Origin of the sequence: Paramagnetospirillum magneticum AMB-1, assembly GCF_000009985.1 — a bacterium.
Lineage (GTDB): Bacteria > Pseudomonadota > Alphaproteobacteria > Rhodospirillales > Magnetospirillaceae > Phaeospirillum > Phaeospirillum magneticum.
In genome coordinates, this window is record NC_007626.1 from 2,338,482 (window position 1) to 2,363,664 (window position 25,183).

General features: G+C 64.1%; 24 protein-coding genes and 1 tRNA gene. 14 read left to right on the forward strand and 11 right to left on the reverse strand.

Annotated elements, in window-relative coordinates; all coding sequences use genetic code 11:
- Positions 1-18: 18 nt before the first annotated feature.
- Together AMB_RS10905 and AMB_RS26895 are read right to left on the reverse strand one after the other, a co-directional pair.
- Complete coding sequence (locus AMB_RS10905; protein ID WP_322095845.1) at positions 19-2,775, reverse strand: indolepyruvate ferredoxin oxidoreductase family protein; 2,757 nt, start codon at positions 2,773-2,775, stop codon at positions 19-21.
- The gene (locus tag AMB_RS26895; protein WP_011384557.1) at positions 2,712-3,461 is read right to left on the reverse strand and encodes a hypothetical protein; all 750 of its coding nucleotides are present in this window, start codon (positions 3,459-3,461) and stop codon (positions 2,712-2,714) included. The genes AMB_RS10905 and AMB_RS26895 overlap by 64 nt, the downstream gene beginning before the upstream one ends.
- A 202-nt stretch (positions 3,462-3,663) precedes the next feature.
- On the opposite strand from AMB_RS26895, the gene AMB_RS10910 reads away from it, so the two are divergent.
- The 3 genes from AMB_RS10910 (at position 3,664) to AMB_RS10920 (ending at position 6,708) form a co-directional block, all read left to right on the forward strand.
- Positions 3,664-4,644, forward strand: coding sequence for an NAD-dependent epimerase/dehydratase family protein (locus tag AMB_RS10910; protein ID WP_011384558.1), 981 nt, complete (start codon positions 3,664-3,666; stop codon positions 4,642-4,644).
- Positions 4,645-4,735: 91 nt separating this feature from the next.
- Positions 4,736-5,044 carry a hypothetical protein gene (locus tag AMB_RS10915; RefSeq protein WP_011384559.1) on the forward strand — a complete coding sequence of 103 codons (309 nt, stop codon included), beginning with the start codon at positions 4,736-4,738 and terminating at the stop codon, positions 5,042-5,044.
- Between the two features lie 146 nt (positions 5,045-5,190).
- Positions 5,191-6,708, forward strand: coding sequence for a hypothetical protein (locus tag AMB_RS10920; RefSeq protein ID WP_011384560.1), 1,518 nt, complete (start codon positions 5,191-5,193; stop codon positions 6,706-6,708).
- Between the two features lie 56 nt (positions 6,709-6,764).
- Here AMB_RS10920 and AMB_RS10925 read toward each other — a convergent pair whose 3' ends face one another.
- Positions 6,765-7,784 (reverse strand): polyprenyl synthetase family protein, encoded by a 1,020-nt coding sequence (locus AMB_RS10925; RefSeq protein ID WP_011384561.1) that lies wholly within the window; start codon positions 7,782-7,784, stop codon positions 6,765-6,767.
- Between the two features lie 129 nt (positions 7,785-7,913).
- Here AMB_RS10925 and AMB_RS10930 point away from each other — a divergent pair, with 129 nt between their 5' ends.
- The 4 genes from AMB_RS10930 to AMB_RS10945 all read left to right on the forward strand — a co-directional run bounded on the left by AMB_RS10930 (position 7,914) and on the right by AMB_RS10945 (position 12,811).
- Entirely contained in the window at positions 7,914-8,681 is a 768-nt protein-coding gene (locus AMB_RS10930; protein ID WP_011384562.1) for a tRNA1(Val) (adenine(37)-N6)-methyltransferase, read from the forward strand.
- A complete protein-coding gene (locus AMB_RS10935; protein WP_011384563.1) occupies positions 8,681-8,908 on the forward strand; it encodes a hypothetical protein in 228 nt (75 codons plus the stop codon). Before AMB_RS10930 ends, AMB_RS10935 begins: the two co-directional genes overlap by 1 nt.
- 127 nt (positions 8,909-9,035) lie before the next feature.
- Complete coding sequence (locus tag AMB_RS10940; RefSeq protein ID WP_011384564.1) at positions 9,036-11,618, forward strand: PAS domain S-box protein; 2,583 nt, start codon at positions 9,036-9,038, stop codon at positions 11,616-11,618.
- Positions 11,615-12,811 carry an EAL domain-containing response regulator gene (locus AMB_RS10945; RefSeq protein ID WP_043744220.1) on the forward strand — a complete coding sequence of 399 codons (1,197 nt, stop codon included), beginning with the start codon at positions 11,615-11,617 and terminating at the stop codon, positions 12,809-12,811. The genes AMB_RS10940 and AMB_RS10945 overlap by 4 nt, the downstream gene beginning before the upstream one ends.
- Here the strand turns inward: AMB_RS10945 and AMB_RS10950 are convergent, their stop codons facing one another.
- From AMB_RS10950 to coxB, 4 genes are read right to left on the reverse strand one after another with little or no spacing between them, the layout of a single operon-like run.
- Positions 12,812-13,630: a cytochrome c oxidase subunit 3 gene (locus AMB_RS10950; RefSeq protein ID WP_011384566.1), complete on the reverse strand. Its 819-nt coding sequence runs from the start codon at positions 13,628-13,630 to the stop codon at positions 12,812-12,814.
- Positions 13,627-14,178 carry a cytochrome c oxidase assembly protein gene (locus AMB_RS10955; protein WP_011384567.1) on the reverse strand — a complete coding sequence of 184 codons (552 nt, stop codon included), beginning with the start codon at positions 14,176-14,178 and terminating at the stop codon, positions 13,627-13,629. Before AMB_RS10955 ends, AMB_RS10950 begins: the two co-directional genes overlap by 4 nt.
- Before the next feature lie 5 nt (positions 14,179-14,183).
- The gene (ctaD, locus tag AMB_RS10960; protein ID WP_011384568.1) at positions 14,184-15,782 is read right to left on the reverse strand and encodes a cytochrome c oxidase subunit I; all 1,599 of its coding nucleotides are present in this window, start codon (positions 15,780-15,782) and stop codon (positions 14,184-14,186) included.
- Complete coding sequence (gene coxB, locus AMB_RS10965) at positions 15,779-16,660, reverse strand: cytochrome c oxidase subunit II (RefSeq protein ID WP_011384569.1); 882 nt, start codon at positions 16,658-16,660, stop codon at positions 15,779-15,781. Before coxB ends, ctaD begins: the two co-directional genes overlap by 4 nt.
- A 183-nt stretch (positions 16,661-16,843) precedes the next feature.
- Here coxB and AMB_RS10970 point away from each other — a divergent pair, with 183 nt between their 5' ends.
- From AMB_RS10970 to AMB_RS25950, 4 genes are all read left to right on the forward strand, one after another.
- Positions 16,844-17,212 carry a rhodanese-like domain-containing protein gene (locus AMB_RS10970; RefSeq protein ID WP_011384570.1) on the forward strand — a complete coding sequence of 123 codons (369 nt, stop codon included), beginning with the start codon at positions 16,844-16,846 and terminating at the stop codon, positions 17,210-17,212.
- A 68-nt stretch (positions 17,213-17,280) separates the two neighbouring features.
- The gene (locus AMB_RS10975; RefSeq protein ID WP_050750696.1) at positions 17,281-17,553 is read left to right on the forward strand and encodes a c-type cytochrome; all 273 of its coding nucleotides are present in this window, start codon (positions 17,281-17,283) and stop codon (positions 17,551-17,553) included.
- Complete coding sequence (locus AMB_RS10980) at positions 17,550-18,833, forward strand: NAD(P)/FAD-dependent oxidoreductase (protein ID WP_011384572.1); 1,284 nt, start codon at positions 17,550-17,552, stop codon at positions 18,831-18,833. Before AMB_RS10975 ends, AMB_RS10980 begins: the two co-directional genes overlap by 4 nt.
- A gap of 67 nt (positions 18,834-18,900) precedes the next feature.
- The gene (locus AMB_RS25950; RefSeq protein ID WP_011384573.1) at positions 18,901-19,074 is read left to right on the forward strand and encodes a hypothetical protein; all 174 of its coding nucleotides are present in this window, start codon (positions 18,901-18,903) and stop codon (positions 19,072-19,074) included.
- 53 nt (positions 19,075-19,127) lie between these two features.
- Here the strand turns inward: AMB_RS25950 and AMB_RS10985 are convergent, their stop codons facing one another.
- The 3 genes from AMB_RS10985 to AMB_RS10995 form a co-directional block, all read right to left on the reverse strand.
- The gene (locus AMB_RS10985; RefSeq protein ID WP_011384574.1) at positions 19,128-19,358 is read right to left on the reverse strand and encodes a TraR/DksA C4-type zinc finger protein; all 231 of its coding nucleotides are present in this window, start codon (positions 19,356-19,358) and stop codon (positions 19,128-19,130) included.
- An 80-nt stretch (positions 19,359-19,438) separates the two neighbouring features.
- A complete protein-coding gene (locus tag AMB_RS10990; protein ID WP_011384575.1) occupies positions 19,439-19,927 on the reverse strand; it encodes a hypothetical protein in 489 nt (162 codons plus the stop codon).
- 142 nt (positions 19,928-20,069) lie between these two features.
- Positions 20,070-20,144, reverse strand: a tRNA-Val gene (locus AMB_RS10995).
- Between the two features lie 185 nt (positions 20,145-20,329).
- On the opposite strand from AMB_RS10995, the gene AMB_RS11000 reads away from it, so the two are divergent.
- Together AMB_RS11000 and AMB_RS11005 are read left to right on the forward strand one after the other, a co-directional pair.
- A complete protein-coding gene (locus AMB_RS11000; protein ID WP_197531990.1) occupies positions 20,330-21,235 on the forward strand; it encodes an N-formylglutamate amidohydrolase in 906 nt (301 codons plus the stop codon).
- Positions 21,232-21,825 carry a GNAT family N-acetyltransferase gene (locus tag AMB_RS11005; protein WP_011384577.1) on the forward strand — a complete coding sequence of 198 codons (594 nt, stop codon included), beginning with the start codon at positions 21,232-21,234 and terminating at the stop codon, positions 21,823-21,825. Before AMB_RS11000 ends, AMB_RS11005 begins: the two co-directional genes overlap by 4 nt.
- Positions 21,826-21,842: 17 nt before the next feature.
- Here AMB_RS11005 and AMB_RS11010 read toward each other — a convergent pair whose 3' ends face one another.
- Positions 21,843-23,342, reverse strand: a complete 1,500-nt coding sequence (locus AMB_RS11010; RefSeq protein WP_011384578.1) for a sensor histidine kinase — start codon at positions 23,340-23,342, stop codon at positions 21,843-21,845.
- Positions 23,343-23,569: 227 nt separating this feature from the next.
- On the opposite strand from AMB_RS11010, the gene AMB_RS24475 reads away from it, so the two are divergent.
- Complete coding sequence (locus AMB_RS24475) at positions 23,570-25,174, forward strand: tyrosine-type recombinase/integrase (protein ID WP_148207389.1); 1,605 nt, start codon at positions 23,570-23,572, stop codon at positions 25,172-25,174.
- Positions 25,175-25,183: the final 9 nt, after the last annotated feature.

Below are 25,183 nucleotides of genomic sequence, written 5' to 3' on the forward strand. Positions count from 1 at the left end.
GCCGATGCGAATCAAGGGCTATTCCGCCGCCCGCCGCCCGCCATATGGCGAGAGCAGCCTTTCCAGCATGTCCGCCATCTCGGCCCGGACCTCGGCGGCGGCCTTCAGCTTGATGGGGCCAAAGCCGCGAATGCGGCGCGGCGCCGCGGCGATGTCGACGGCCAGGGCGTGAGTGTCGGGGGAGAGGTGGGCCAGGATGGATTCGATGGCCGCTTCAAACTCGCCGATCAACTGGCGCTCGAGCTTACGTTCGGCGCTCCGGCCGAAGGGATCGAGGCCCGAGCCCCGCAAGCCCTTGAGCCGGGCGAGCAGCGGCATCAGGCGCAGCAGCCACGGCCCGAAGCGGCGTTTCTCCGCCCCCATGAAGGGAGGCGCCAGATGGATTTCCAGGCGCTTCCAGTCCTCGAACTGCTCCTTCAGGGAGGAGACGAAGGCTGGGTCGGAATACAGGCGGGCCACCTCGTATTCGTCCTTGTAGCTCATCAGCTTGGCCAGTGACCGGGCCACGGCTTCGGTCAGGCTTTCCGACCCGGGCAGGACGGCGTCTTCCGCCGCCCTGACCCGGTCCACCCGGGCGCGGTAGCGGGCGGCCCAGGCGGCGTTCTGGTAGCCGGTCAGGTGGGTGACCCGGCGCGCGATCAACTCGTCCAGGCTTTCCGACAGCCGCCGGTGGTCGTTGCCGCCCAGCGGCGGCGCCGCCACGCGCTCCACCTCTGCCAGATCATGGGCGGCCAGGCGGCCCCAGCGGAAGGCCTGGGTATTGAAGTCCACCATGGCGCCGTTCAGTTCGACGGCTCGCAGGATGGAGGCCTCGGACAGGGGGATGCGTCCCTTCTGCCAGGCATAGCCCACCAGGAACATGTTGGTGGCCAGGGCATCGCCCAGCAGGGTGGTGGCCAGCCGGGTCGCCTCGACGAACTCCGCGTCGCCTCCCACCTGCTCGCGGATGGTGTCTTCCATGCCATGGGCCGGGAAGTTCAGGTCGGGCGCGTGGGTGAAGGTCGCCGGCATGGATTCATGGCGGTTGACCACGGCGAAGGACTGGCCGGGCTTCAGCTTGGCCAGGGTGTCGAAACCGGCGGCCACCACCATGTCGCAGGCCAGCAGCAGCCGGGCCTGTCCGGCGGCGATGCGCACGGCGTGCAGGCGGTCGGGTTGGTCGCAGATGCGTACATGGCTCATCACCGCGCCGTTCTTCTGGGCCAATCCGGTCTGGTCCAGGGCGGTGACGCCCTTGCCTTCCAGATGGGCGGCCATGCCCAGCACCTCGGCCACAGTCACCACCCCGGTTCCGCCGATGCCGGTGACGATGATGCCGTAGGGTTCGGTGCAGGCGGGCAGCGCGGGGGAGGGCAGGGTGGCCACGTCGGCGTCGCCCTTGCCCCGCAGGCGGCGGATCTGGGCGCCCCTGACCGAGACGAAGCTGGGGCAGAAGCCCTTGACGCACGAGAAGTCCTTGTTGCACGACGACTGGTCGATGGCGCGCTTGCGGCCCCATTCGGTTTCCACCGGCACCACGGCGACGCAGTTGGACTTGACGCCGCAATCGCCGCAGCCCTCGCAGACCTTCTCGTTGATGAAGATGCGCTCGTCCGGGTCGGGCATCAGGCCGCGCTTGCGGCGGCGGCGCTTCTCGGCGGCGCAGGTCTGGTCGTAGATCAGCACGCTGACGCCCGATTCCTCGCGCAAGGTTCGCTGCAAGGCATCCAGGCCGTCCCGGTGGTGAAGGGTGGTGCCCGAGGGGAAGCTCCCCGCCGGGTACTTGTCCGGGGCGTCGGAGACCACGGCGATGCGTTGGACGCCCTCGGCCCGCACCTGGGCGGCCATGGCGGCCACCGAGAAGGCGGATTCGGCCGGTTGTCCCCCGGTCATGGCCACGGCGTCGTTGTAGAGGATCTTGTAGGTGATGTTGCTTCGGGCGGCCAGGGCGGCGCGAATGGCCAGCGAGCCCGAATGGGTATAGGTGCCGTCGCCCAGATTCTGGAACATGTGGGTGCGGGACGTGAAGGGCGCCTGGCCGATCCAGGTGGCGCCTTCGCCGCCCATATGGGTGTAGGTCAGGGTCTCGCGGTCCATCCAGGTGGCCATGAAGTGGCAGCCGATGCCGGCCATGGCCTGGCTGCCCTCGGGGATGTTGGTCGAGGTGTTGTGGGGACAGCCGGCGCAGAAATAGGGAATGCGGGTGAAGCCCTGGGGAACGGACTCCAGGCGCTTTTCCTTGTCGGCCAGGAAGTCGAGGCGCTCCTTGACCCGGAGCGAGGTATAGAAGCGGCCGATGCGCGAGGCGACGACGCGGGCGATCATGGCCGGCGTCAGCTCGCCATAGGGCGGCAGAGCCCAGGCGCCGCTTTCGTCGCGCTCGCCGATCACGCGGGGGCGCACGTCTTCGCGCCAGTTATAGAGCTGGGCCTTGAGCTGTTCCTCGATGACCGAGCGCTTTTCCTCCACCACCAGGATCTCTTCCAGCCCCTCGGCGAAGGCGCGGATGCCCGAAGGCTCCAGCGGCCAGGTCATGCCCACCTTGTAGAGGCGGATGCCGATCTCTGCGGCGTGGCGCTCGTCGATCCCCAGGTCGGCCAGGGCCTGCATGACGTCCAGATAGGACTTGCCGGTGGTGACGATGCCGAGGCGGGGATGGGGCGATTCGATGATGGTGCGGTCGATGCGGTTGGCCTTGGCGAAGGCCAGGGCCGCCGGGATACGGTGCGCCATCAGCCGCAATTCCTGTTCCAGGAACTTGTCCGGCCAGCGGATGTTGAGCCCGCCCGGCGGCATTTTGAAATCCTGAGGCGTGACGAAGACCTGATGCCAGGGTCCACATTGACCGAGGCCGAGCTTTCCACCGTCTCGGAAATGGCCTTCATGCCCACCCACAGGCCAGAGAAGCGCGACAGCGCCCAGCCGAACAGGCCGAAATCCAAGACCTCCTGCACGCCGGCCGGATTGAGCACCGGCATCTGCGCCGCCATGAAGACCTGCTCGCTCTGATGCGCCAGGGTCGAGGACTTGGCGCCGTGGTCGTCGCCGGCCAGGACCAGGACACCGCCATGGGGCGCGGTGCCGGCGGAATTGGCGTGCTTGAAGACGTCGACGCTGCGGTCCAGCCCTGGCCCCTTGCCGTACCACAGGGCGAAGACGCCATCGTGGGTCGGCCCTCGGAACAGGCCGATCTGCTGGGTGCCCCACACGGCGGTGGCGGCCAGATCCTCGTTGAGTCCGGGTTGGAACCGGATGGCGTGCCTTTCCAGGTGGGGGCCGGCGCGCCATAATTCCTTGTCCAGCCCCCCTAAGGGCGAGCCACGATAGCCGGAGATGAAGCCGCCGGTGTCGAGGCCGGCGGCCTGATCGCGCAGATGCTGCAGCATGGGCAGCTTGACCAGCGCCTGGATGCCGGTCAGGTAGAGCCGGCCTTGATCTTGGACGTATTTGTCGTCGAGTGTGACGGTGGTGGCGACGGTCATGGGGGTCTTTCCGTACAGCGCCTACGTCTTGTACGTAATGATGCATTCTTCCGGTGGAAAGGGAGCCCCCCAAAATAGCAAGGAATGCAATGCGTCCCCCGCCGGACGGCAACGATATTGCGGTTTGGTGACGAAAGAGGGGGGATGATTTCCAGCCGTGATCAAGCTATATGAAAGCGCCTGTGTCTGAAGGGTTCCAAGGATGACCATCCTCGTTACCGGCGCTGCCGGATTTATCGGCTATCACACCAGCCTGCGCCTCCTGGCGCGAGGCGAGCGGGTGCTGGGCGTCGACTGTCTCAGCCCCTATTACGATGTACGGCTGAAGCAGACCCGTCTGGAACACCTGCGCAAGCACGAGGGATTTTCGTTCGTCCAGGCCGATATCGCCGACCGCGCCGCTATGCAGCAGGTGGCGACGTCCAATCCCGAGGTGACCGACTATATCAATCTGGCCGCCCAGGCCGGTGTGCGCCACTCGCTGACCGCGCCCTTCGACTACACCCATTCCAACATCGAAGGCCATCTGGTGATGCTGGAGATGGCGCGCGCCAACCCGAAGTGCCGCCATTTCGTCTATGCCAGCTCGTCTTCGGTCTATGGCGCCAACACCAAGCTGCCGTTCTCGGTGGAAGACCGGGTGGACACCCCCATCTCGCTTTACGCCGCGTCCAAGCGCTCGGGCGAGCTGATGAGCCATTCCTACAGCCACCTGTTCCGCGTGCCCACCACCGGGCTGCGCTTCTTCACCGTCTATGGCCCCTGGGGGCGCCCGGACATGGCCGCCTACCTGTTCGCCGATGCCATCATCGCCGGACAGCCCATCAAGGTGTTCAACAACGGCGACATGCGCCGCGACTTCACCTATATCGACGACATCGTCTCGGGCGTGGTGGGCGTGCTGGACAACCCGCCGGCCGATGACGGCAAGGCTCCGCCCTATCGCCTTTACAATATCGGCAACAACAACTCCGAAAAGCTGATGGATTTCATTGGGCTGGTGGAAAGCTCGCTGGGGCGCAAGGCCACCTACGACTTCCACCCCATGCAGCCGGGAGACGTCAAGGAAACCTATGCCGACATCTCTGCGATCCAGCGGGACGTGGGCTTTGCGCCGGCGACTCCCATCAGTGTCGGCGTTCCTCGCTTTATCGAATGGTACAAGCAGTATCACCGCCTTTAGCTTCGGGCCGGGTTTCCCCGTCCTGTCGTTTTGGCGGCGCGTCTGTGGTATAATAACCTCCTGAAGTCTGAAGGGACTGTAGGGGGGCGCCATGTCCATCTCCGCTACGTCGTCTGTCGGTACCACACAGACCAGCTATCCGGTTTTAGTGAACGGGATTTTGTGCTTCAGCGCCGCTGATGTGGCCGCCGCGCGCAACTTCGTCGATCCCAACGCCGACCGGGAAGCCGCTTCGACCACAATATCCAGCGTGTCCGCCCAATCGCCGCAATATCCGCGCACGGTCAATGGTCGGTTGTGCTTCAGCGATGCCGATGCCGCGGCGGCCCGCAACTACACCAGCGTGAACCGTCCGCAGCAATCGGGAACGCTGGGGCGGGTGGTTGACATCTATGCCTAGGCCCGGCACCGGCGTTGCGCTGAATTTGGCTATTTATAGTGAATTGGCAAATATGGCGAAAATCATCGGCATAGTTTGTTCCTTGGCGGAGTAAGTATAATCCGCTAGACTTTAGAATGGGATTGGATTTCGGGCGGGAGGGCAGAATGTCAGCCTCCAACGCGAGTGTCTGGGTTCGTCTGGCGCAATCGCTTAAGACGCTGTGGGACGACGACAAGCCGGCTCCGGCGGTCGCTGCATCCGGCAAGGTTCCTCGGCCGACCGCACGCTCCACGGTGGAATCCGCCGCCGAGTGGCTGGAGCAGATGCTGGCCCGCAATCCCGAGATCAAGGCCAAGTTGCATATCGTCTCCCTCGGCGAGTACCGCGATTCCGTTGGGGAAAAGTGGTCGCGGCTGGCCGACAAGGTGGCGATCATCGTCGACCAGGTGGTGCGCCGGAATATCGGACGCGGCAACACCTTCTGCCGTGATGGCGAGGATTGCTGGATCCTGGCCTTTCCCGAGGTCAGCCCGGAAGAGGCCAAGCGCCGCACCATCGCCGTGGTCGAGGAATTGGGACGCTTCCTCTATGGCCAGCACCAGGGGGGCGAGGACCGCCCCGTGGCCATCGCCGCCGAAGTCCCGGTGGCCGAGGCGGTGGGCGAGGATGGCGAATTCAACACGGTGGTTATCAGCCGTGCCGTTGCCGAGGTGCGCTCCCTTGTTTCGACCAGCGGCCTGCCGTATCTGCCCTGTGCTCCGGCGGCCCCCGGGCCTGGAGTGAATGATCCGCTCAAGGGCTGGACCAGCCTCGATCGCCGCGACGAGGTCCGGCGTGACGACATGAAGTGGGAGACCATCGAGGGGACCGGGGTGAAGAAACCTGCGGCCTACCTTGATCCCAGCATCGTGGGGGCGCTTCCGCCCGGGGCCAGTCTGTCCCTGTTGTGGCGTCCCACCTGGGTGGCCATGGGGGAGGCCATCTCGGCCTATGGCGCCCGGCTGGTCCGTCGCGACCGCGAGAACGACGAGCCCATCGAAGGGTGCCGCGCCTATCCCGATGGCGATGTGGCGACGGCCTTGGCCTTGGACCGCTTCGTGGTCAATTCGGCGGTGCGTGACATTCGCAACGCCGCCCGCAATGCGCCGGAGGGGGTGCCGCAGCCTTCGGTGATTCTGCCGCTGTCTTGGCAATCCCTGGCGTCGGATCAGCGCAATTCCGTGGTCTTCGCCTTGTCCGACCTGACCCAGGAGACCCGCAACACCCGGCTGGTGATCGAGATCTTCCACATTCCCGACGGCACCACCACGCCGGAGCTGGAATCGGTGGTGTCTTTCGTCGGCACGCTGTGCCGCGAGGTTCTGGTCCGCACCCGCCTGTCGGCGCGGCGAACCTCGGTGGCGGCCGAGATCGGCGTCTCCATGGTTGGGCTGGACCTGTCCGAGTTCCGTCCCGAGGACAAGATGAGCGACGAGCAGCTTCTCGCCGTTCTCGAACGCATCCAGCAGGAGACCGCCAAGGACGGCATCGGCTGCTACCTGTGGAGCGCGCGCCATCGCAAGGTGGTCGGCGGCGTGGTGCAGGGCGGCTTCGAGATGGTCAACGGCCCCGGGCTGATGAAGGACATTCCCCGCCCGGCCATGGTGCTGCCGGCGCCCCGGACGCGCTTCGCGGCGGAGTAGGGCATGCGGGGCTCCCGCCCCGGGCGGGCGCGGGCGGCAGCCCGCCAAGCGGTGGGCTAATAAGCCCGGTCGATACAGAAATCGATGACGTCGATCATGGCCTGCTTCACCGGGCTGTCGGGGAAGATGCCCAATGCGTCGCGGGCGATTTCGCCGTAATGGCGGGCGCGGGCGATGGTGGCGGCCAGGCTGCCGTGCTTTTCCATCAGCTTGATGGCCTGGCCGATATCCTCGTCCGACTGGTCCAGTTCTTCCAGGCAGCGGCGCCAGAAGGCTCTTTCCTCGTCACCGCCGCGACGGAAGGCCAGGATGACCGGCAGTGTGATCTTACCTTCGCGGAAATCGTCGCCCACCGTCTTGCCCAGCACGGCCTGCTTGGCGGAATAGTCGAGCACGTCGTCGATCAGCTGGAAGGCGATGCCCAGGTTGAGGCCATAGGATTCCAGCGCCTCTTCCTCAACCTTGGGCCGGTCGGCCACCACCGCGCCGATGCGGCAGGCGGCGGCGAACAGGGCGGCGGTCTTGGAGCGGATGACCTCGAGATAGGAATCCTCGCTGGTCTCGGTGTCGTTGGCGGTGATCAGCTGCAGCACCTCGCCCTCGGCGATGACCGAGGAGGCGCGCGACAGGATGGCCAGCACCGACAGCGATCCGTCCTCGACCATCAGCTCGAACGAGCGGGAGAACAGAAAATCGCCGACCAGCACGCTGGGCTTGTTGCCGAATAGGGCATTGGCCGAAGCCTGGCCGCGCCGCAGCTCGGATTCGTCGACCACGTCGTCGTGAAGCAGGGTGGCGGTGTGGATGAACTCGACGCAGGCGGCCAGCTTGATGTGGCGTTCGCCCGTATGTCCGGCCAGCTTGGCCGAGGCCAGGGTCAGCACCGGGCGCAGGCGCTTGCCGCCTGCCGCGATGATGTGGCCGGCCAGCTGGGGGATCATCTCGACCGGGCTGTGCATACGGTCAACGATGGCATGGTTGACCTTCTGCAGGTCGTCCTTGACCAGAGCGACAAGGGCGTCGAAGCTCTTCGCCTTCTTGCCGCGTTCGTCCTCGAAATTGACCACGATCGCCACGATGCAGAAACTCCTCCCGTGCGGTGCATGCCTACCCGCGGGACGAACATAGTGTCGCCTGGGAAAGCGGGTCAAGCTTACATCGCCAATTCCTAATCGCTTTCACCCCGATCAAGAGCGAACAAGTCCATGATCGCGTCGGAAACACTGACCGAAGACAGCCTTCTGAATGGGAAGGTCCGGCTGTTGCAACCCCGGGATGGCTATCGCGCCGCCATCGACCCTGTCCTGCTGGCGGCGGCTCTGGGCGCCCGCCCGGGGGAGCGCGTCCTCGACCTGGGCTGCGGGGTCGGGGCGGCGGCGCTGTGCCTGCTGGCCCGTTGCCCCGATGTGGAGGTGGATGGCCTGGAGGTTCAGGAGACGCTGGCCGAACTGGCGCGGCGCAACGCTGTCCTCAACGCGGTCGAAGGGTGCTTCGGAATCCACCTGGGCGACGCGGCAAAGCCTCCTGCCGGGCTCGGCGGGTATCATCACGTGATGACCAATCCCCCATTCTTCGAGCGCGGTAGCGGCACTTCGGCCGCCAACGAATCGCGCGCCATGGCCCATGAGGAGAAGGGGCTGGACCTTGCCGGCTGGCTCAAGGCGGCGGTCAAGCTATTGCGGCCCAAGGGGCGCCTGACCCTGATCCACCGGGCCGAGCGTCTGGGCGATATTCTGGTGGGATTGCGGGGCCGGGGGGTGGGCGACGTGGTCGTCGTGCCCCTGTGGCCCAGGGCCGACCGGGCCGCCGGTCGGGTGATCGTTTCGGCGCGCAAGGGAGTGCGCTCGCCCTTGCGGCTGCTTCCGGGGCTGGTCCTGCATGGCGAGGGCGGGGAGTTCACTCCCCAGGCCAATGCCATCCTGCGCGGCGCTGGTGCGCTTGATCCCCTGGGCTGCGCGGAGGATAAGAGCTGATGTTCGCCAAGATCCTGCTGACCGTCGCCGTCGTCGCCTTCATCTGGTTCGGATTCAAATATCTCGGCCGGCGCGCCGAATTGCGCCGCCGCGAGCCCGGCCAAAGGGTTCCGCCGCCTCCGCCCGGGAGCGACCATGCCGAGACCATGGTGGAGTGCCGGGTCTGCGGGACCTGGCAGCCCGGCCGCACCGCCCGGTCCTGCGGCAGGTCGGATTGTCCGTACTAACGCTGACTTGTAAATCATTTATGCATTTGCGATATCCCTTATGGACGCTCTATCCATAAGTCGTAGTCGTTAGGGCCTGACGCCCTGGGGCAGACAGCACGGCGGATTCCCGTCGGGGAGGTGCCGGATGCCGAAAACGCGATATCGCGCGCAGGATTTGCTTGCCGGTCTGTATCGTCGTCAAGCGGCGGTGATCGCCGCCTTGCTGCTGCTGACTCTTGCCGGGTATCAGTCCCAGGACTGGGTTGTTTCCCACCTGTCCGAGGATGGCGCCCTGATCAACGTCGCCGGGCGTCAGCGCATGTTGTCCCAGCGCAGCGTCGCCTTCGCCTATCAGATGGCGGCGGCCTCGGCGGCGGAGGAGCGCTCGATGTTCGCCGATCTGCTGGCCCAGTCCGGCTCAGAGATGGCGGCCGGTCACGCCCGGCTGATCGGTGAGAGCACGGCGCGCGGCATGACACCCGAGATGGAAGCGCTCTACTGGGGGGGAACGCCCTCCCTGGACGCCGAGGTGCTGGCCTTCGTCTCGGAAGTGCGGGCCGTCGCCGCGACCGACGGGTTGGGTGTGAACCCGTTGCGCCTTCAGCGTCTGGCCGATAAGTCTCGATTGACGTTATTACCCGGACTGGAACGACTGGTCGTGCAGTACCAGGACGAGAGCCGCCAGAATGTGGCGCGCCTGCGGTATGGTTTTTCCCTGGGGCTTTATCTGGTGCTCGCGGTCCTCGGCCTGTCCTGGTTCGGCGTGTTCCGGCCCATGGCGCGGCGCCTGCGCGAGGAATTCTCCGCCCATCAGGCGGCGGTGGAGCACAATAACCTGATCCTGGACTCCATGGGCGAGGGCATCATCGGGCTCGACACAAGGGGGGCGGTCACCTTCGTCAATCCGGCGGCCTCCGAGATGCTGGGCTTTGCCCCCGGGGAGATGCTGGGGCAGCACCTGCATCCGCTGATCCACCATTCCCATCCGGACGGAAGCCAGTACCCGTCCGAGCATTGCCCCCTGAGCCGGACACTGGCCTCGGCCGAGGGCTGCTCCGTCGAGGACGAGTGGTTCTGGCGCAAGGACGGCTCCAGTTTTCCCGTGCATTACGGCTCGACCCCCATCGTCAACGATGGGGTGCTGATCGGTGCGGTGGTCACCTTCCGCGATCTCAGCGATGTGACCGCCACCCGCCGCGCCCTGGAGGCCAGCGAGCAGATCAAGAGCAGCATTCTCGATGCGGCCCAGGATGCGATCATCACCATCGATCGCAGCGGCATGGTGGTGGAGTTCAATCCTGCGGCCGAGCACATTTTCGGTCGTCGATCATCCGACGCACTGGGCCACGAGATCGCCGACCTGATCATCCCCGAAATCCACCGCGAGGCCCACCGGCGGGGGCTGGCGCGGGTGGCGTCCGGGCAGGCTTCGAGCGTGCTGGGCAAGCGCATGGAAATGAGCGGCCTGCACGCCAGGGGGCACGAGATTCCGCTGGAACTGACCATCACCCACCTGCCCGACCATGGCTTGTTCACCGCCTTCATCCGCGACATCACCGAGCAGAAGCAGACCGAGGCGGCTCTGCGCCGCTCTCAGAAGATGGAAGCGGTGGGGCAGTTGACCGGGGGCATCGCCCACGACTTCAACAATCTGCTGGGGATCATCACCGGCAATCTCGAACTGCTGGAACGGACCGTCCAGGGCAGCGAATCCGGCATGAAGCGCGTCCAGACGGCATTGCGCAGCGCACGTCGCGGCGCCGACCTCACCCGGCGCCTGCTGTCCTTCTCGCGCCAGGACCCTAAGGCCCAGGGTAAAAGCCGCACCGACATCGCCGATGCGATCTCGGGCATGCAGGAGATGGTGCAGCGCTCGCTGACCAAGGTGATCGAGGTGCGGACGCAGATGGCGGCCGATACGTGGCATGCCGATATCAACCGCAGCGAATTCGAGGATTGCCTGCTCAACCTGTGCCTTAACGCGCGCGACGCCATGCCCCAGGGCGGCGTCCTGACCGTCGAGGCCTCCAACGTGGAGGTCGATGACGAGATGCGGCGGGCCGACCCCAACTTAACGCCCGGGCGCTATGTGGTGGTCTCGGTCAGCGATACAGGAACGGGAATCCCCAAGGAGATCGTCGATCGTATCTTCGAGCCGTTCTTCACCACCAAGGAACGGGGCAAGGGAACCGGATTGGGGCTGGCCATGGCCTATGGCTTCGCCCGGCGTTCGGGCGGGCATATCCGGGTCTATTCCGAACCGGGCATCGGCACCACCTTCCGGCTTTATCTTCCCAAGGCGGCAGACGGTACCGAGGCGGCGGCCGAGCCGCTGCCCGAAGAGTTGCCTACCGGCTCGGAACACGTCCTGGTGGTCGACGACGAGCCCCATCTGGCCGAGATCGCCGGCGAGTTTCTTGCCGAGCTGGGCTATCGCGCCACCATCTGCGCCGATGCGGCCGAGGCGCTCTCCATCTTGCAGCAAGACGGGGGCGTCGACCTGCTGTTCACCGACGTGGTGATGCCCCATGGCCTGGACGGCTATGCCCTGGAGCGCAAGGCTCACGAGATGGGGCACGCTTGCGCGGTGCTGCTGACCTCCGGCTTTACCGGCCACGTGGCGGCCAACGGCGAAGAGCCGCAAAGTGAAATTCTCTCCAAACCCTATGGCAAGGCGTCGCTGGCCCACGCCGTGCGTCGGGCTCTCGATCAGCGGAGGACGGCATGACCATGGCGCGAATCAACGGGGCCAAGCCCAAGGTGCTCATCCTCGACGACGAACGCGATATGTGCGAGTTCGTGGCCGACGTCGGTGCCGACATGGAATTCAGCACCACTTGGTGCGATAATTTCGAGGACTTCGCCTGTCGCTACTCCATCGACCTGCGGGGAATCTTCCTCGACCTCGCCATGCCCGGCATGGACGGGGTGGAAATCATCCGTTTTCTTGCCGACAACAAGTCCGGCGCCAATCTGGTGCTGATGAGCGGCTATGACAGCGATGTCATCGAGGCCGCCCGGCGTCTGGCGGAATCACGCGGGCTCAAGGTGGCCGGCGTGCTGCACAAGCCGTTCGGCGTGGGTGATCTGTCAGCGGTTTATGACCGGCTGGCCGCCATCCAGGCGCCATGCCCTCCCAGCGCGGTGGAAAAGGCCCCCGACCGCTATCGGCCCGACACCGAGGCGTTGGGCAACGCCCTGGACGATGGACATGTGGTTCCCTGGTTCCAGGCCAAGTTCTGTGCCAAGACGCGGAAGATCCTGGGGGCCGAGGTGCTGGCCCGCTGGATCCATCCCGAGCACGGCATGGTGGGACCCGACCGCTTCATCGGTCTGGCCGAGCGTGACGGCATGATCGACCGGCTGACCGATTCCATGTTCCGCCAGGCCCTGGCCCAATGCGGCGAGTGGCGCAAGGCGGGGCTGTCGCCGAAGGTGGCGCTGAACCTCTCGCCCCACATGCTGCTGAACCTTGATCTGCCCGACGCCCTGGTGGATATGGCTCGCGATTATGGCGTTCCGCCGGAACAGATCACCATCGAGATCACCGAAACCGCCCTGGCCGGCGACTTCACGTCGCAGCTGGATATCCTGACCCGGCTGCGCATGCGCCGGTTCGGCCTGTCCATCGACGATTTCGGCACCGGCTATTCGTCCTTGAAGCAATTGCAGCAAGGCCCCTTCACCGAGCTGAAGGTGGATCAGTCCTTCATCGCCAGGGCCATGATCGAGGAAGGCGCCCGGGCCATCGTGGAAAGCTCCATCGCTCTCGGCCACCGGCTCGGCCTCAAGGTGGTGGCCGAGGGCATCGAGACCGAGGAGCAGATGCGTCTGGTCGCCGACCTCGGTTGCGAAGAGGTGCAGGGCTTCTTGCTGGCAAGGCCCTGCGCCGCTCAGTCCTTCGTGTGGCCGACCTCCTGATCAGCCGTTGCCCCACCAGTAGACCCAGACGAACAGGAAGACCCAGACCACGTCGACGAAGTGCCAGTACCACGCCGCCGCCTCGAAGCCCACATGCTTGGCCGGCGTGAAATCGCCCACCCGCACCCGGTTGAGGCAGACGGTGAGGAAGCACACGCCCACGAAGACGTGGAAGCCATGGAACCCGGTGGCCATGTAGAACACCGACGGATAGATGCCGTCGGTGAACGCGAACAGGGCCTGGCCGTATTCATGGATCTGCAGGGACAGGAACAGCACGCCCAGAGCGATGGTCACTGCCAGCCACGCCTTGGTGGCGCCGCGATGGCCGTGGCGCAGCGCGTGGTGAGACTTGGTCAGCGTCACGCCCGAACTCATCAGGATCAGGGTGTTGATGAAGGGAATGTGCCAGGTGTCCAGGGTCTGGATGCCGGAAGGCGGCCACTGGCTCACCATGGGCGCTATCCCCAGGGCGGAATGGAAGTAGGCCCAGAAGAAGGCGACGAAGAACATCACTTCCGAGGCGATGAACAGGCTCATGCCCATCCTGAGGCCATGGCAGACCGCTTCGGTATGGGCATGGCCGGCGCGGGCCTCGCGGAAGATGTCGCGCCACCAGCCGAACATGGTGATGGCCACCAGCCCAAGGCCCGCCAGCATCACGCTGGTATGGGCGTGGTCGCGGAACCAGCTCACGGCGCCGTAGACCAGGACCAGCGCCGAGATGGACCCCACCAGGGGCCAGGGACTGGGATCGACCAGATGGAAGGGATGGGGGGCATTGCCGGGAGCGCGGGGGGTGGCTTGGGCGTGGCTCATGACCGTCCTCTTTCGTCCGCAGGGTTGGCATTGAAGAAGGTGTAGGACAGGGTGATGGTCCCGACCTCGTTGCTCAAGGGATCGGCGGCCATGGCCGGATCGATCACGAAGCTGACCGCCATGTCGACGGTCTGGCCGGGAAGCAGGGTCTGCTCGGTGAAGCAGAAGCACTGGATCTTGGCCACGTACTTGCCGATCTTGTCCGGCGTGGCATTGAACACCGCGTTGCCGGTGATGGGGCGGTCGGAGAGGTTGGTGGCGGTGAAGATGGCCAGATTATCCTCGCCGAGCCGCACCTTCATCTCGCGCGACTGCGGCGCGAAGCGCCATTGCAGCCCCTTGGCCACCGAGGCGTCGAAACGGATGGTCACCATCTTGCCCGTGGCGGCGGAGGACTCCGCCGCCACCTGGCGGGGCGGGCCGCCGATGCCGGTGGCCTGGCAGAAGGCCTTGTAGAGCGGCACGCTGCCGATCACCAGCCCGACCATGGCGGCGATGATCACTACCAGTCCCGCCAGGGTCGCTTGGGTCCGGCGCAGGGGGCTCATGCCCCTTACTCCGCCGGAGTGCCGATATGGGGCAGCCCGTCGAAGCTGTGCAGCGGCGGCGGCGAACTGACCGACCATTCCAGCGTGGTGGCGCCCGAACCCCAGGGATTGGCTTCCACCGCCTTGCCGGCGGTAAAGGTACGCCACACCACCACCAGGAAGAACGCCGTGCCGGCAAAGGCGATATAGGCGCCGATGGACGACACCATGTTCCACCCGGCGAAGGCGTCGGGATAGTCCGGCACGCGGCGCGGCATGCCCTGGGCGCCCAGGAAATGCTGCGGGAAGAAGGCGATATTGACGCCCACGAAGGTCAGCCAGAAATGGATCTTGCCCAGGGTCTCGGGATACTGGTGCCCGCTCATCTTGCCGATCCAGTAGTAGAAGCCGGCGAAGATGGCGAAGACCGCGCCCAGACTCAGCACGTAGTGGAAATGGGCGACCACGTAATAGGTGTCGTGCAGGGCCACGTCCACGGGGTTGTTGGCCAGCACCACGCCGGTGACGCCGCCCATGGTGAACAGGAAGACGAAACCCACCGCCCACATCATGGGAACCCGGAAGGTGATGGATCCGCCCCACATGGTGGCGATCCAGCTGAAGACCTTGATGCCGGTGGGCACGGCGATCACCAGGGTGGCGGCGGTGAAGTAGGCGCGGGTGTCCACCGCCAGGCCGGTGGTGAACATATGGTGCGCCCAGACCACGAAGCCGACGAAGCCGATGGCCACCATGGCATAGGCCATGCCGAGATAGCCGAATACCGGCTTCTTGGAGAAGGTGGCGATGATGTGGCTGATGATGCCGAAGGCCGGCAGGATCATGATGTAGACTTCAGGGTGGCCGAAGAACCAGAACAGGTGCTGGTAGAGCAGGGGATCGCCGCCGCCGGCCGGGGCGAAGAAGGTGGTGCCGAAATTGCGGTCGGTGAGCAGCATGGTCAGCGCGCCCGCCAGCACCGGAATGGACAGCAGCAGCAGGAAGGCGGTGACCAGCATGGCCCAGACGAACAGCGGCATGCGGTGCATGGTCATGCCCGGCGCGCGCATGTTGAGAATGGTGCAGACGAAGTTGATGGCACCCAGCACCGAACTGATGCCGGCCAGATGCAGGCCCAGAATGGCGAAGTCCACCGAGGCGTCGGGGTGATAGGCGGTGGACAGCGGGGGATAGAGCGTCCAGCCGGTGCCGGCTCCGGCGCCTTCGACCATGGACAGCAGCATCATGATGAAGGCGGGGGGCAGCAGCCAGAAGCTGATGTTGTTCAGCCGGGGAAAGGCCATGTCCGGCGCGCCGATCATCAGCGGCACGAACCAGTTGCCGAAGCCGCCGATCAGGGCGGGCATCACCGTGAAGAACACCATGGTCAGCGCGTGGGCGGTGACGAACACATTGTACATGTGCCAGTCGCCGTTGAAGATGGTGCCGCCCGGATGGGCCAGCTGCATGCGGATGACGATGGACATGGCGCCCCCCAGCAGCCCGGCGATCACCGAGAAGATCAGGTACAGCGTGCCGATGTCCTTGTGGTTGGTGGAATAGAGCCAGCGCCGCCAGCCGTGGGGCTGGGCGTGCCCGTGATCATGGGTGATTGCGGTGCTCATGGACTTTTCCCCCCGGTTTCGGCAAGTGCGACGGCAGTTTCCGGACGGCTGCCGTCCAGGTGGGCATAGGTCTTCTTGGCCTGGGCGACCCAGGCCAGGAATTCTTCCTTGGGCACCGCCTTGACGTGCACCGGCATGAAGCCATGGTTGACGCCGCACAATTGCGAACATTGGCCGTAATAGGTGCCGGGCTCGTTGACCTGCACCCAGGTCTCGTTAAGCCGTCCGGGCACTGCGTCGGTCTTGATGCCGAACGCCGGCACCGACCACGAATGGATCACGTCGTCGGCGGTCATCTGCAGGCGGATGGGCACGCCGGCCGGCACCACCAGGGTGTTGTCGGCGGTCAGCAGGCGCGGCTGGCCGGGCTTTAGGTCCTCGGCCTGCACCATGTTGCTGTCGAACTTGAAGTCGTGATCGGGATACTCGTAGGTCCAGTACCACTGGTGGCCGACGATCTTCAGCGTCATGTCGGCGTCATGGACGCGGTCCATGAAGTAGAGCAGCCGGAACGATGGTATGGCGATCAGCAGCAGGATCACCGCCGGTATGGCGGTCCAGACGACCTCCAGCGGCGTGTTGTGCGACCAGGTGGCCGGCTTGGGGTTGCGGTCGGCCCTGAAGCGGGTGCAGGCATAAAGCAGCAGCCCGGATACCAGCAGAGTGATCACCACGATCACGCCGTTGATGAAGGTGGCCAATGAGGTGATGCGTTCCATGGTGGGGGAGACCCCGTGCTGGAACGAGAGGGCCCAAGGTTGCGGCTCCCCGGCCATGGCCACCGGTGCCAGACCAATTAACACAGCCGCCGCCATGAGGGCCTGAGTGGACCTGTTCATGCGAATGTCCCTCCCTGCCGTCTCTTCATCCGCAGTCATCTCTCCCACTCACGGATGAATTACTGCGTCTGAAAGTCATTCTTATTAGTGGGGTTGCTGCTTGGGCATTCCAAGCCCCAGGGGCAAAAAACCCGAAGGCTGGACGAATGTTTACGCCTTTGGGCTTGCATGCCGCCGGTGAATCCCTACATTCGCCTTATCTGATAAAATAGGGTGTTCGGCATGCTTTCCCGGCTCTTCGGTCTTTCCTCATCTCCGGCCAGCGACAAGGTCCATGTGGTCGATCCCTCGCAGATCCGTCTGTGGTGGGAGGCCGGTTCGGTCGTCTTGGTGGATGTGCGTGAGCCCGACGAGCATGCCGCCGAGTCCATCGCCGGCTCCATCAACCTGCCGCTCTCCACCTTCGATCCGGCCCGGATGCCCGAGATCGGCGACGGCAAGCGGCTGGTGATTCACTGCCGCAGCGGCGTGCGCTGCGGCACCGCCACCGAAAAGCTGCTGGCCGCCGGCTGGCAGGGCGAGATCCACCGCATGCAAGGCGGCATCCTCGGCTGGAAGGCCACGGGCGGGCCGACCGCACCGCGACGCTGACAGGCGCCTGTCTGCGCGTTACAATACGCTCCGAGAGGGGGGGCGCCTTGCGCAGTCTTGCGGCATTCATGGCTCTGATGGCGATCGCCGCCGGCAATCCGGCGCGGGCCGACGAGGGCGCCCGGTTGGTGGCCGAGACCTGCTCCGCCTGCCATTCCCCCGAACTCCACACCACCATTCCGGCTTTGGCGGGACGCCCGGCGGCGGATCTGCTGCGTCTGCTGCTGGCCTTCCGTGACGGGTCGCGCCCGGCCACCATCATGGATCGCCTGACCCGTGGCTATGGCAATGATGAACTGGCCGCCATCGCGGGCGAAATCGCCGTGAAGGGTGCGCCATGACCGCGCCGCTGTCGCGCCGGGCCGTATTGGGGGGAGGGGCCGCGCTGCTGGCGGCCCCGGCCTTTTTGGNGGGCCCCGCCCCGGAAGCGAAGACGGCTTCGGTGGTGATCGTCGGTGGTGGTTTCGGGGGGGCGACGGCCGCCCGCTCCCTGCGCCGGGCCATGCCGGATTTGCGCATTGTCCTGATCGAGTCCACCCCGGTCCATGTCACCTGTCCCGGCTCCAACGGCGTGATCGGCGGGCTGGGAGAGCTGTCCCGGCTGGAGCACGGCTATGACCAACTACGCTCGTGGTTCGGCATCGAGGTGGTGCACGACAGTGTCGCGGCCATCGACGGCGAGCGGCGGCGGGTGCGCCTGGCGGGCGGTGGCGTGGTGGCCTATGACCGGCTGATCGTCTCGCCCGGGATCGACCTGCGCTGGAACGATATCGAAGGCTATGACGAGGCCGCGGCGGCCATCATGCCCCATGCCTGGAAGGCGGGAGCCCAAACCGCCTTGCTGCGCCGCCGGCTGGAGGCGGTGGAGGATGGCGGCGTGGTGATCATCGCCGCGCCGGGCAATCCCTTTCGCTGTCCTCCCGGTCCCTACGAGCGGGCGAGTCTGATGGCCTGGCACCTGTCGCGGACCCGCAAGGGATGCAAGATCCTGGTCCTGGACGCCAAGGATTCCTTTTCCAAGCAGGCCCTGTTTCAGGAAGGCTGGAAGTCGCTTTACGGCGACATGATCGAGTGGGTGTCGGGGGCCAATAACGGGCGGGTGGTGCGGGTCAATGCCGCCGAGGGATGGGTGGAGACCGATTTCGACCGGTTCACGCCGGCTCTCGCCAACATCATCCCCCCCCAGGGCGCCGGGCGGATCGCCCAGGCGGCCGGGCTGGCCGATGCAAGCGGCTTTTGTCCGGTGGACCCGGCGACCTTCGAATCACGGCAGGCGCCCGGCATCCACGTGATCGGCGATGCCTGCGTCGCCGGCGAGATGCCGAAATCCGCCTCTTCGGCCAACGGCCAGGCCAAGATCGCGGCGGCGGCGGTGGTGGCGTCCTTGGCGGGGCGGGGGGCGTCGAACGCCAAGGCCATCAACGTCTGCTACAGCCTGCTGGCGCCCGATTACGCCATTTCGGTGGCGGGAGTTTACGAGGCGTCCAATGGTCGCCGCGTGGCCGTGCCCGGCTCGGGCGGGGTCAGCCCCTTGGGTGCCGACGCCCATCTCCGCAAGGCCGAGGCCGAGTATGCTTCCGGCTGGTACGCGGGAATCTGCGCCGACGCCTGGGGCGGCTGATACCTTCCGTTAAGGATAAGCTGTCTAAGCTGTGCCGGTAGTCGCTTCCATAGAGGAGTGAACGACCATGGGCCAGAAGGCTGCGCGCCGCGAGAAATTAGCGGCAATCCGGGACCGGGTCTGGGCGATCATCGTCGCACCCGAAGCCCACTCCCTGATGTCACGGGAGCGGGCTCTCGATTCCCTCGGTTATCTGTGGGAAATCGAGAAGGACGGCGGCAGCGCCCTGATGGTCCTGTGAAATGAACCGGCCCGCCCCTTCGGGGGCGGGTCAATTCATCCGAGATTCCCGGCTCAGCGCGGGCCGCAGCGCCGGGCTTGGCGGGCGCGGGTCTCGGCCTCGTCGGCGCAGTCGCGGCAATGCTTGGCGTAGGGATTGGCGGCCAGGCGCTCGGCCTCGATCTCCTCGTTGCAAGCGCGGCAGATGCCGGTCGAGAGTACCGATTCCGTGCGTTCCAGAACGGCCTGGATGGCGGCGGCGTTCAGCATGTCGGTACGTTCCGCCGCGAGATCGATATCGTCCATTCCCCAAACTCCATAAGAGTTGCCCAACCCGTCATATGGTGGCAGGAGGTGTTGAACGAATCAATATCTATGATGGATTGCTATTCAGGCAGTTTTGGAATCCAGGTGAGGACGGCATTGCCGTCTTCCTGATTGCACAGGTCCGATAATTTGGCCGCCGAGACGCGGAGCGGCATGGTGCCGTTGATGGAGAGCAATCCCTTGCGGACCAGCTTCCACCCCACGGAGACGCAGGCGCTGGGCGGCACGTTGTCGGCCACCAGGGCCAGCACGGCGCCGTTGCGCTCGGCGCGGATGGTGCCGCCGAAGACATGGGGGACCGTCCCGCCGCCGGCCCGGGCCGCGGCTTCCATCTGCTCGGCAAAGGCTTCCGGCGTCGCCGCCAGACCACTGCCTCCGGTATGGGGGCGCATCAGCAGGGCGGCGCTTCCCAGGGCGGCCACCACCAGCGCGATGCCGCCCAGGGCCAGAAGCTTCGCCTTGCCGCCACCGCCGGACCTTCGGACCGGCTTGCGCGGGACGGGCGTCTGGATGAAGGGCTTGGAATGGGTTGCCGAGGAGGTTGCCATGACGCTTCTGCGCCTTCCCAAGGAATGAAGGGGATGATCCCATCATGACAGGGATTGCTTAAGGCAAGGTTGACGGCGGGTCGGGCCGGGCAAGGATTGGGCCGAAACGGACGAAGGCCCCAGGTTTCCCTGGGGCCTTCGATGGTGGGCGGTACAAGGATTGAACTTGTGACCCCTGCGATGTCAACACAGTGCTCTACCGCTGAGCTAACCGCCCTTATCCTCCGCCGTGCCGCCTGAGTGGCCCCGGCCGAGGGACGTTCTTTTAGCGTCGTTTGTCGGCCATTGCAAGCCCTTCTGAAATGTCCGCACTATAGAAAATGCACGAGGCAGAAAGTCGCCGATTTCCCGGAGCGGGGTATGACACGGGCCGGGCGATTTGCTAAGAAGGAAGGGCAGACCATGGAAGCCATGCCCGCCAAGATGATGCCCGCAGAGACCACGAACGACGATGCCGCCGTGCTGAGGGTGGCCGAGCCGCCCCGGCAGTCGGTGCCGCTCGTCTTCGCCTCGCCCCATTCCGGACGGGATTATCCCGCCGACTTCGTGGCGGCGTCCCGTCTTGATCCCCGCATGCTGCGCCGGTCCGAGGACAGCTTCGTGGACGAGCTGTATTCCGGCGTGGTCGAACTGGGGGCGCCGCTGATCGCCGCCTTGTTCCCCCGGGCCTATTGCGATCCCAATCGCGAGCCTTATGAGTTGGACCCCGCCATGTTTTCGGGCGACCTGCCCGAGCATGCCAATACCCGCTCTCCCCGCGTCCTGGCCGGGCTGGGGACCATTGCCCGGGTGGTCGCCAGCGGGGCGGAGATCTATGCCGGGCGGCTGCCGGTGAGCGAGGTCGAGCACCGCATCTCCCGCTGTTACCGGCCCTATCATCGCCGGCTGAAGGATCTGGTCGACGCCACCCGCAAGGCCTTTGGCTGGTCGTTGCTGGTGGACTGCCATTCCATGCCCTCGGTGGGCGGTCCCATGGACCGGGATTCGGGCTTAAGCCGGGTTGACGTGGTTTTGGGCGACTGCTTTTCCGCCGCCTGTTCGCCCCTGTTCACCCAGGTGGCGGAGGATGCCTTCACCCATCTTGGCTATCGCGTGGTACGCAACGCCCCCTACGCCGGAGGCTTCACCACCCGGCATTACGGCCAGCCGCGCCAGGGGAGCCATGCCTTGCAGATCGAGATCAACCGGGCCCTGTACATGGACGAGGGCCAGCATTGCCACGGCCGGGACTTCGCCAAGGTCCAGGCCGATCTTCAGAAGGTCGCCGCGGCCCTGGCCGCAGCGGCGGCGGAGTTCGGCCGCCCATGAGCCGTCCCACCACGCCCCTGGCGGTCCAGATCCGCGACGCCACCGATGACGACATGGCGGCGGTGCAGTCCATCTACGCCTTCTATGTGTCGCGTTCCGCCGCCTCGTTCGAGGAGGAGGTCCCCTCCGTCGAGGAGATGAAGGCGCGTCGCGCGGCGATCACGGGGCGCGGACTGCCGTTCCTGGTGGCGGTGGAGGAGGGCGAGGTGCTGGGCTACACCTATGCCGGGCCGTTCCGCCAAAGGTCGGCCTATCGCTATACGGTGGAGGATTCCATCTATGTGGCGCCCTTCGTGGCGCGCCGGGGGATCGGCCGCACCCTGCTGGCCGCCCTGATCGACCGGTGCACCGCGCTGGGCTATCGCCAGATGATCGCCGTGATCGGTGATTCCGCCAACCAGGGCTCTATCGGCGTCCATCGCGCCATGGGGTTCGGCCAGGAGGGGGTGCTGCGCGGGGTCGGGCTGAAATTCGGCCGCTGGGTCGATGTGGTGATCATGCACCGTACCTTGGGCGGCGACGACCGGCCTCTGCCCGACGGCGCCAAGGCCCCGCCGATGCTCTCGGCCTCGGATTCCGAGATTCCCTGATTCGGGGGGAGAGCCGCTCAGGCCAGGGGCAGGCTCACGGTAAAGGCCGTGCCGCCGGAGGGCGGGCTGTCGATGGCGATGGTGCCGCCATGCAGGTCGACGATCCGCTTGACCAGATACAGCCCGAGGCCGACGCCACAGACCCGGTCGGTCCGGATCGAACGGTAGTACTTCTCGAAGATCCGCTCCTGTTCGTCGGGAGGAATTCCCGGACCATGGTCGCGAACCGTCACGGCGGCAAAGCCGTCCCGTCGCCTCAGGGTGACCGTGACCGGACTGTCGGCGGGCGAGAATTTCAGCGCGTTGTCGGCGATGTTTGAAACGGCGATGGACATCAGGGCGCTGTCGCCGAACACGAACACTCCGGGTTCGGTCGAGACGTCCAGGGGCCGATCGTTGGTCGAGAACAGGCCGGACGCGCAGGCGTCCTCGACCATCCCGCCCAGGTCGAAGCGCGCCGCGTCCAGAGGGCTTGCCGCCGAGTCCAGGCGCTCCTCGTTGAGGTATTCGTTGATCAGGTTCGACATCCGGCCCAGGGCGCGATGGATCTTGGCGACCTCGTCGGCCAGCTCGGAATGCCCGCCGCCATATATGGCGATCAACTGGGCCGCCCCGGTGATGGTGGAAAGAGGCCCCCGGAACTCGTGGGAGACCATGGAGAGGAAGTTGCGTTGCTCCCCCATGGCACGCAGGGCGGCCTCGGCGGCCTCTTCGGCGACCTTCTTGCTTTCCTCCAACTGGGCGGTCTTGTCCCGCACGCGGGAGTCCAGCGCCTGGTTGGCCTGGTGCAGTTCGTCCTTGGCCTTCCGCATGGTGCCGAGGGCGTCGTTCAACCGCGCCGCCATGCAGGCGAAGCTGCCTCGCAGGATGTCGATTTCGTCCCCGGAAGGGCGGTTGGCGGCCGTCTCCGCCGGCCCGCCGCCGATGGGCGGGTCAAGGCCGTCCAGCAAGGCTTCCACTTCCCGCTTGAGCGGGGGCAGGCGGCTGATGACCAGCCTGTGAATCAGCCAGCCCATGAAACCCGCCACCATGAGAGTCTTGATGGCGTTTCCGAACAGAATTTCCGCCGTCAGGGTGAGTACCGCCAGATAGACGGCATCCGTGCCCGCGAGAAGGTCCAGCGTGCCAAGGGCTTCCCGCCCCCTGCTGGTCTGGCGCTCCAGCGTGAACGTCCTGGCGATGGTGTGGGTGGAGGTCTCCCGGCCTCGGGACCATATCCGACCTTCCGCGGTGGTGATGGTCGCCTTCTCCATGTTCGGCATGCTGGTCAGGGCCTGCAATGCCAAGCTGATCTGGGACTCGTTGAAGGTCCAGACGCTTTCGGCGATGGAGGGCAACAAGACATCGACGCTGTCCAACTGCGCCCGCACCATGGATTCCCGCTGGGTGAACTCGTTGACCAGCTGAAGAATGCTGATGATCAGGGTGACCACCGAACTGAAGACTACGGTATAGATGACGATCCGCCGGCCCAGGGGGCTGAGGGCTTTTCGTTTGGGATCGCTGGGACAAACCATCGTCAAAAGGAGCCCTTGATCGTGAAGACCAAAGAAAATTAACTCTAAAGATATATACCAGAGTTGGCGTTACCCCGCCCAGTCCTCAAACGTGAAAAAAAAGCCGCTGGGTTGCCCCAGCGGCTTGAGTTTAGGGAGGAAAGCTGCGGCTAAACCAACCCATTGAATTCCTTGATATACGCCAATTATTGGGGGATAGTGTGGGGGGAAACGTGGGGGAAAGTGCTGTGGCCTCTGGAATCCGCCAAGGAAAAATACCTTATCTGGTCAAAATTCGAGGCGTATATCATTACGAGAGAGATTTTGACCAAAAGATACGCGGGCTGGTGGAGTTTGAGGGGAGGCTCCTCGGTCGACGGGTTCGAAAGTCATTTAGTACCAGCGAACAATCTCGTGCATTGCTCGGTTATACGGGCATTCATCTAACCATCGAAAAGGCCATTGAGGAGGCATGGAAAAGAACCAAGCCACCAAGGCGTCGAGTTTCCGAGATGGGGGTTGACGACATCTTGGGTGGGCTTTCGATACAATTTAAAACCGGTAAAATTGGCGGCACGGTTGATGACTTGATCGCTAATTTCGAAGCAACCCAATACGTTGAACTTTCTCCTCAGCTACGTAATAAGTTCCACGATCTTGCCATTGCTGCGGCCCGTTCGGCGGTGCGGGAGATGATGGTTAGTTTAAACTTTAATCCCGCCATCATTGCGGCTGGCAATTTTATTGATTCAAACCCCGATAGGGCTGCCCCACTTGCCAAAATCGTCTCTCTTAAAGACGCAATTGAAAAATTTAAAAGCAATCCTGAGCGGCAAGAATTGGCAACGTCGAATATCACAAATTATAGCACAATATGCGACGTTATTTTGGAGACTCTCGGGGGCAATACAAATGTCGCCTACATCAACCGCGATGATATCATTAGAGTCCGTGAGATAATCCGTTATTTGCCAGCAAATGCAAAAGAGAATCCAGCATTTTTTGGGATGACATATGAAGATATTTCAAAAATTATTAGGAGGGAGGTTGATGAGATAAGGTCCGAATCTGAGAAAGATGAAATCGGTGAGGATGACTTGCTTGATGCTATTCAGGGCCTTGGTGTTTTGAAAATTTCAACAATAAACAAATATCTAACAAACATGGGGACGGTTTTTGAGTTTTTTAGGGTGAATGGTTGGGTTCCGTTGAATCCTGCTGAAAGAATTAAGTTGAATGACAGTGGGTATCAATCAATCCGGGAGGCTTTTCCAGACGAAATGTTGGTCAAGCTATTTAACTGTAAATATAACTTTGATGGGATTGGCTGGTTGCCGTATCTCGCATTGTATCATGGGATGCGTGGAAACGAACTGGCACAACTTGATGTAACTGATGTTGTTCAAGAGGATGGGGTGTGGTGCTTCAATGTGTCTCCAAGCATTCGGGTGTCGCATCTTATAGCCTTGTCAAAGACTGTGAAAAATAAGAAGCCGCGATTTGTCCCGATACACTCTCGGGCAATTGAGCGTGGGTTTCTTGATTACGTGGAGTCCAGAAGGGCAGGGGGGAAGTCGAAGATATTTGATGCGACAAAAATTAAGAGCGGAAACTATCTAACATCTCTGGCAAGTCAGATTGATGAAATCTTGGCCCCGGTCAAATCGCCACAGCATACATTGCATTCATTTCGGCATAATTTCGCCCAGCGGGCTGAACAAGTCATGGAAGACTCAATGTTAAAGACCTTGGGAGGTTGGTCTATGTCTAAGTCGGCGGATGAACGCTATAAGAAGGGGATACCCGTAAGCCATTTAAAGCAAGAGATCGAAAAAATAGTTTTTCCCGTGTAATAATCTAAC

Bases quoted from the DNA above. Each gene is read 5' to 3' on its own strand.
- AMB_RS10905 (WP_322095845.1), bottom strand. From the start codon at position 2,775: ATGCCGCCGGGCGGGCTCAACATCCGCTGGCCGGACAAGTTCCTGGAA.
- AMB_RS26895 (WP_011384557.1), bottom strand. From the start codon at position 3,461: ATGACCGTCGCCACCACCGTCACACTCGACGACAAATACGTCCAAGAT.
- AMB_RS10910 (WP_011384558.1), top strand. From the start codon at position 3,664: ATGACCATCCTCGTTACCGGCGCTGCCGGATTTATCGGCTATCACACC.
- AMB_RS10915 (WP_011384559.1), top strand. From the start codon at position 4,736: ATGTCCATCTCCGCTACGTCGTCTGTCGGTACCACACAGACCAGCTAT.
- AMB_RS10920 (WP_011384560.1), top strand. From the start codon at position 5,191: ATGTCAGCCTCCAACGCGAGTGTCTGGGTTCGTCTGGCGCAATCGCTT.
- AMB_RS10930 (WP_011384562.1), top strand. From the start codon at position 7,914: ATGATCGCGTCGGAAACACTGACCGAAGACAGCCTTCTGAATGGGAAG.
- AMB_RS10935 (WP_011384563.1), top strand. From the start codon at position 8,681: ATGTTCGCCAAGATCCTGCTGACCGTCGCCGTCGTCGCCTTCATCTGG.
- AMB_RS10940 (WP_011384564.1), top strand. From the start codon at position 9,036: ATGCCGAAAACGCGATATCGCGCGCAGGATTTGCTTGCCGGTCTGTAT.
- AMB_RS10945 (WP_043744220.1), top strand. From the start codon at position 11,615: ATGACCATGGCGCGAATCAACGGGGCCAAGCCCAAGGTGCTCATCCTC.
- AMB_RS10950 (WP_011384566.1), bottom strand. From the start codon at position 13,630: ATGAGCCACGCCCAAGCCACCCCCCGCGCTCCCGGCAATGCCCCCCAT.
- AMB_RS10955 (WP_011384567.1), bottom strand. From the start codon at position 14,178: ATGAGCCCCCTGCGCCGGACCCAAGCGACCCTGGCGGGACTGGTAGTG.
- ctaD (WP_011384568.1), bottom strand. From the start codon at position 15,782: ATGAGCACCGCAATCACCCATGATCACGGGCACGCCCAGCCCCACGGC.
- coxB (WP_011384569.1), bottom strand. From the start codon at position 16,660: ATGACTGCGGATGAAGAGACGGCAGGGAGGGACATTCGCATGAACAGG.
- AMB_RS10970 (WP_011384570.1), top strand. From the start codon at position 16,844: ATGCTTTCCCGGCTCTTCGGTCTTTCCTCATCTCCGGCCAGCGACAAG.
- AMB_RS10975 (WP_050750696.1), top strand. From the start codon at position 17,281: ATGGCTCTGATGGCGATCGCCGCCGGCAATCCGGCGCGGGCCGACGAG.
- AMB_RS25950 (WP_011384573.1), top strand. From the start codon at position 18,901: ATGGGCCAGAAGGCTGCGCGCCGCGAGAAATTAGCGGCAATCCGGGAC.
- AMB_RS10985 (WP_011384574.1), bottom strand. From the start codon at position 19,358: ATGGACGATATCGATCTCGCGGCGGAACGTACCGACATGCTGAACGCC.
- AMB_RS10990 (WP_011384575.1), bottom strand. From the start codon at position 19,927: ATGGCAACCTCCTCGGCAACCCATTCCAAGCCCTTCATCCAGACGCCC.
- AMB_RS11000 (WP_197531990.1), top strand. From the start codon at position 20,330: ATGGAAGCCATGCCCGCCAAGATGATGCCCGCAGAGACCACGAACGAC.
- AMB_RS11005 (WP_011384577.1), top strand. From the start codon at position 21,232: ATGAGCCGTCCCACCACGCCCCTGGCGGTCCAGATCCGCGACGCCACC.
- AMB_RS11010 (WP_011384578.1), bottom strand. From the start codon at position 23,342: ATGGTTTGTCCCAGCGATCCCAAACGAAAAGCCCTCAGCCCCCTGGGC.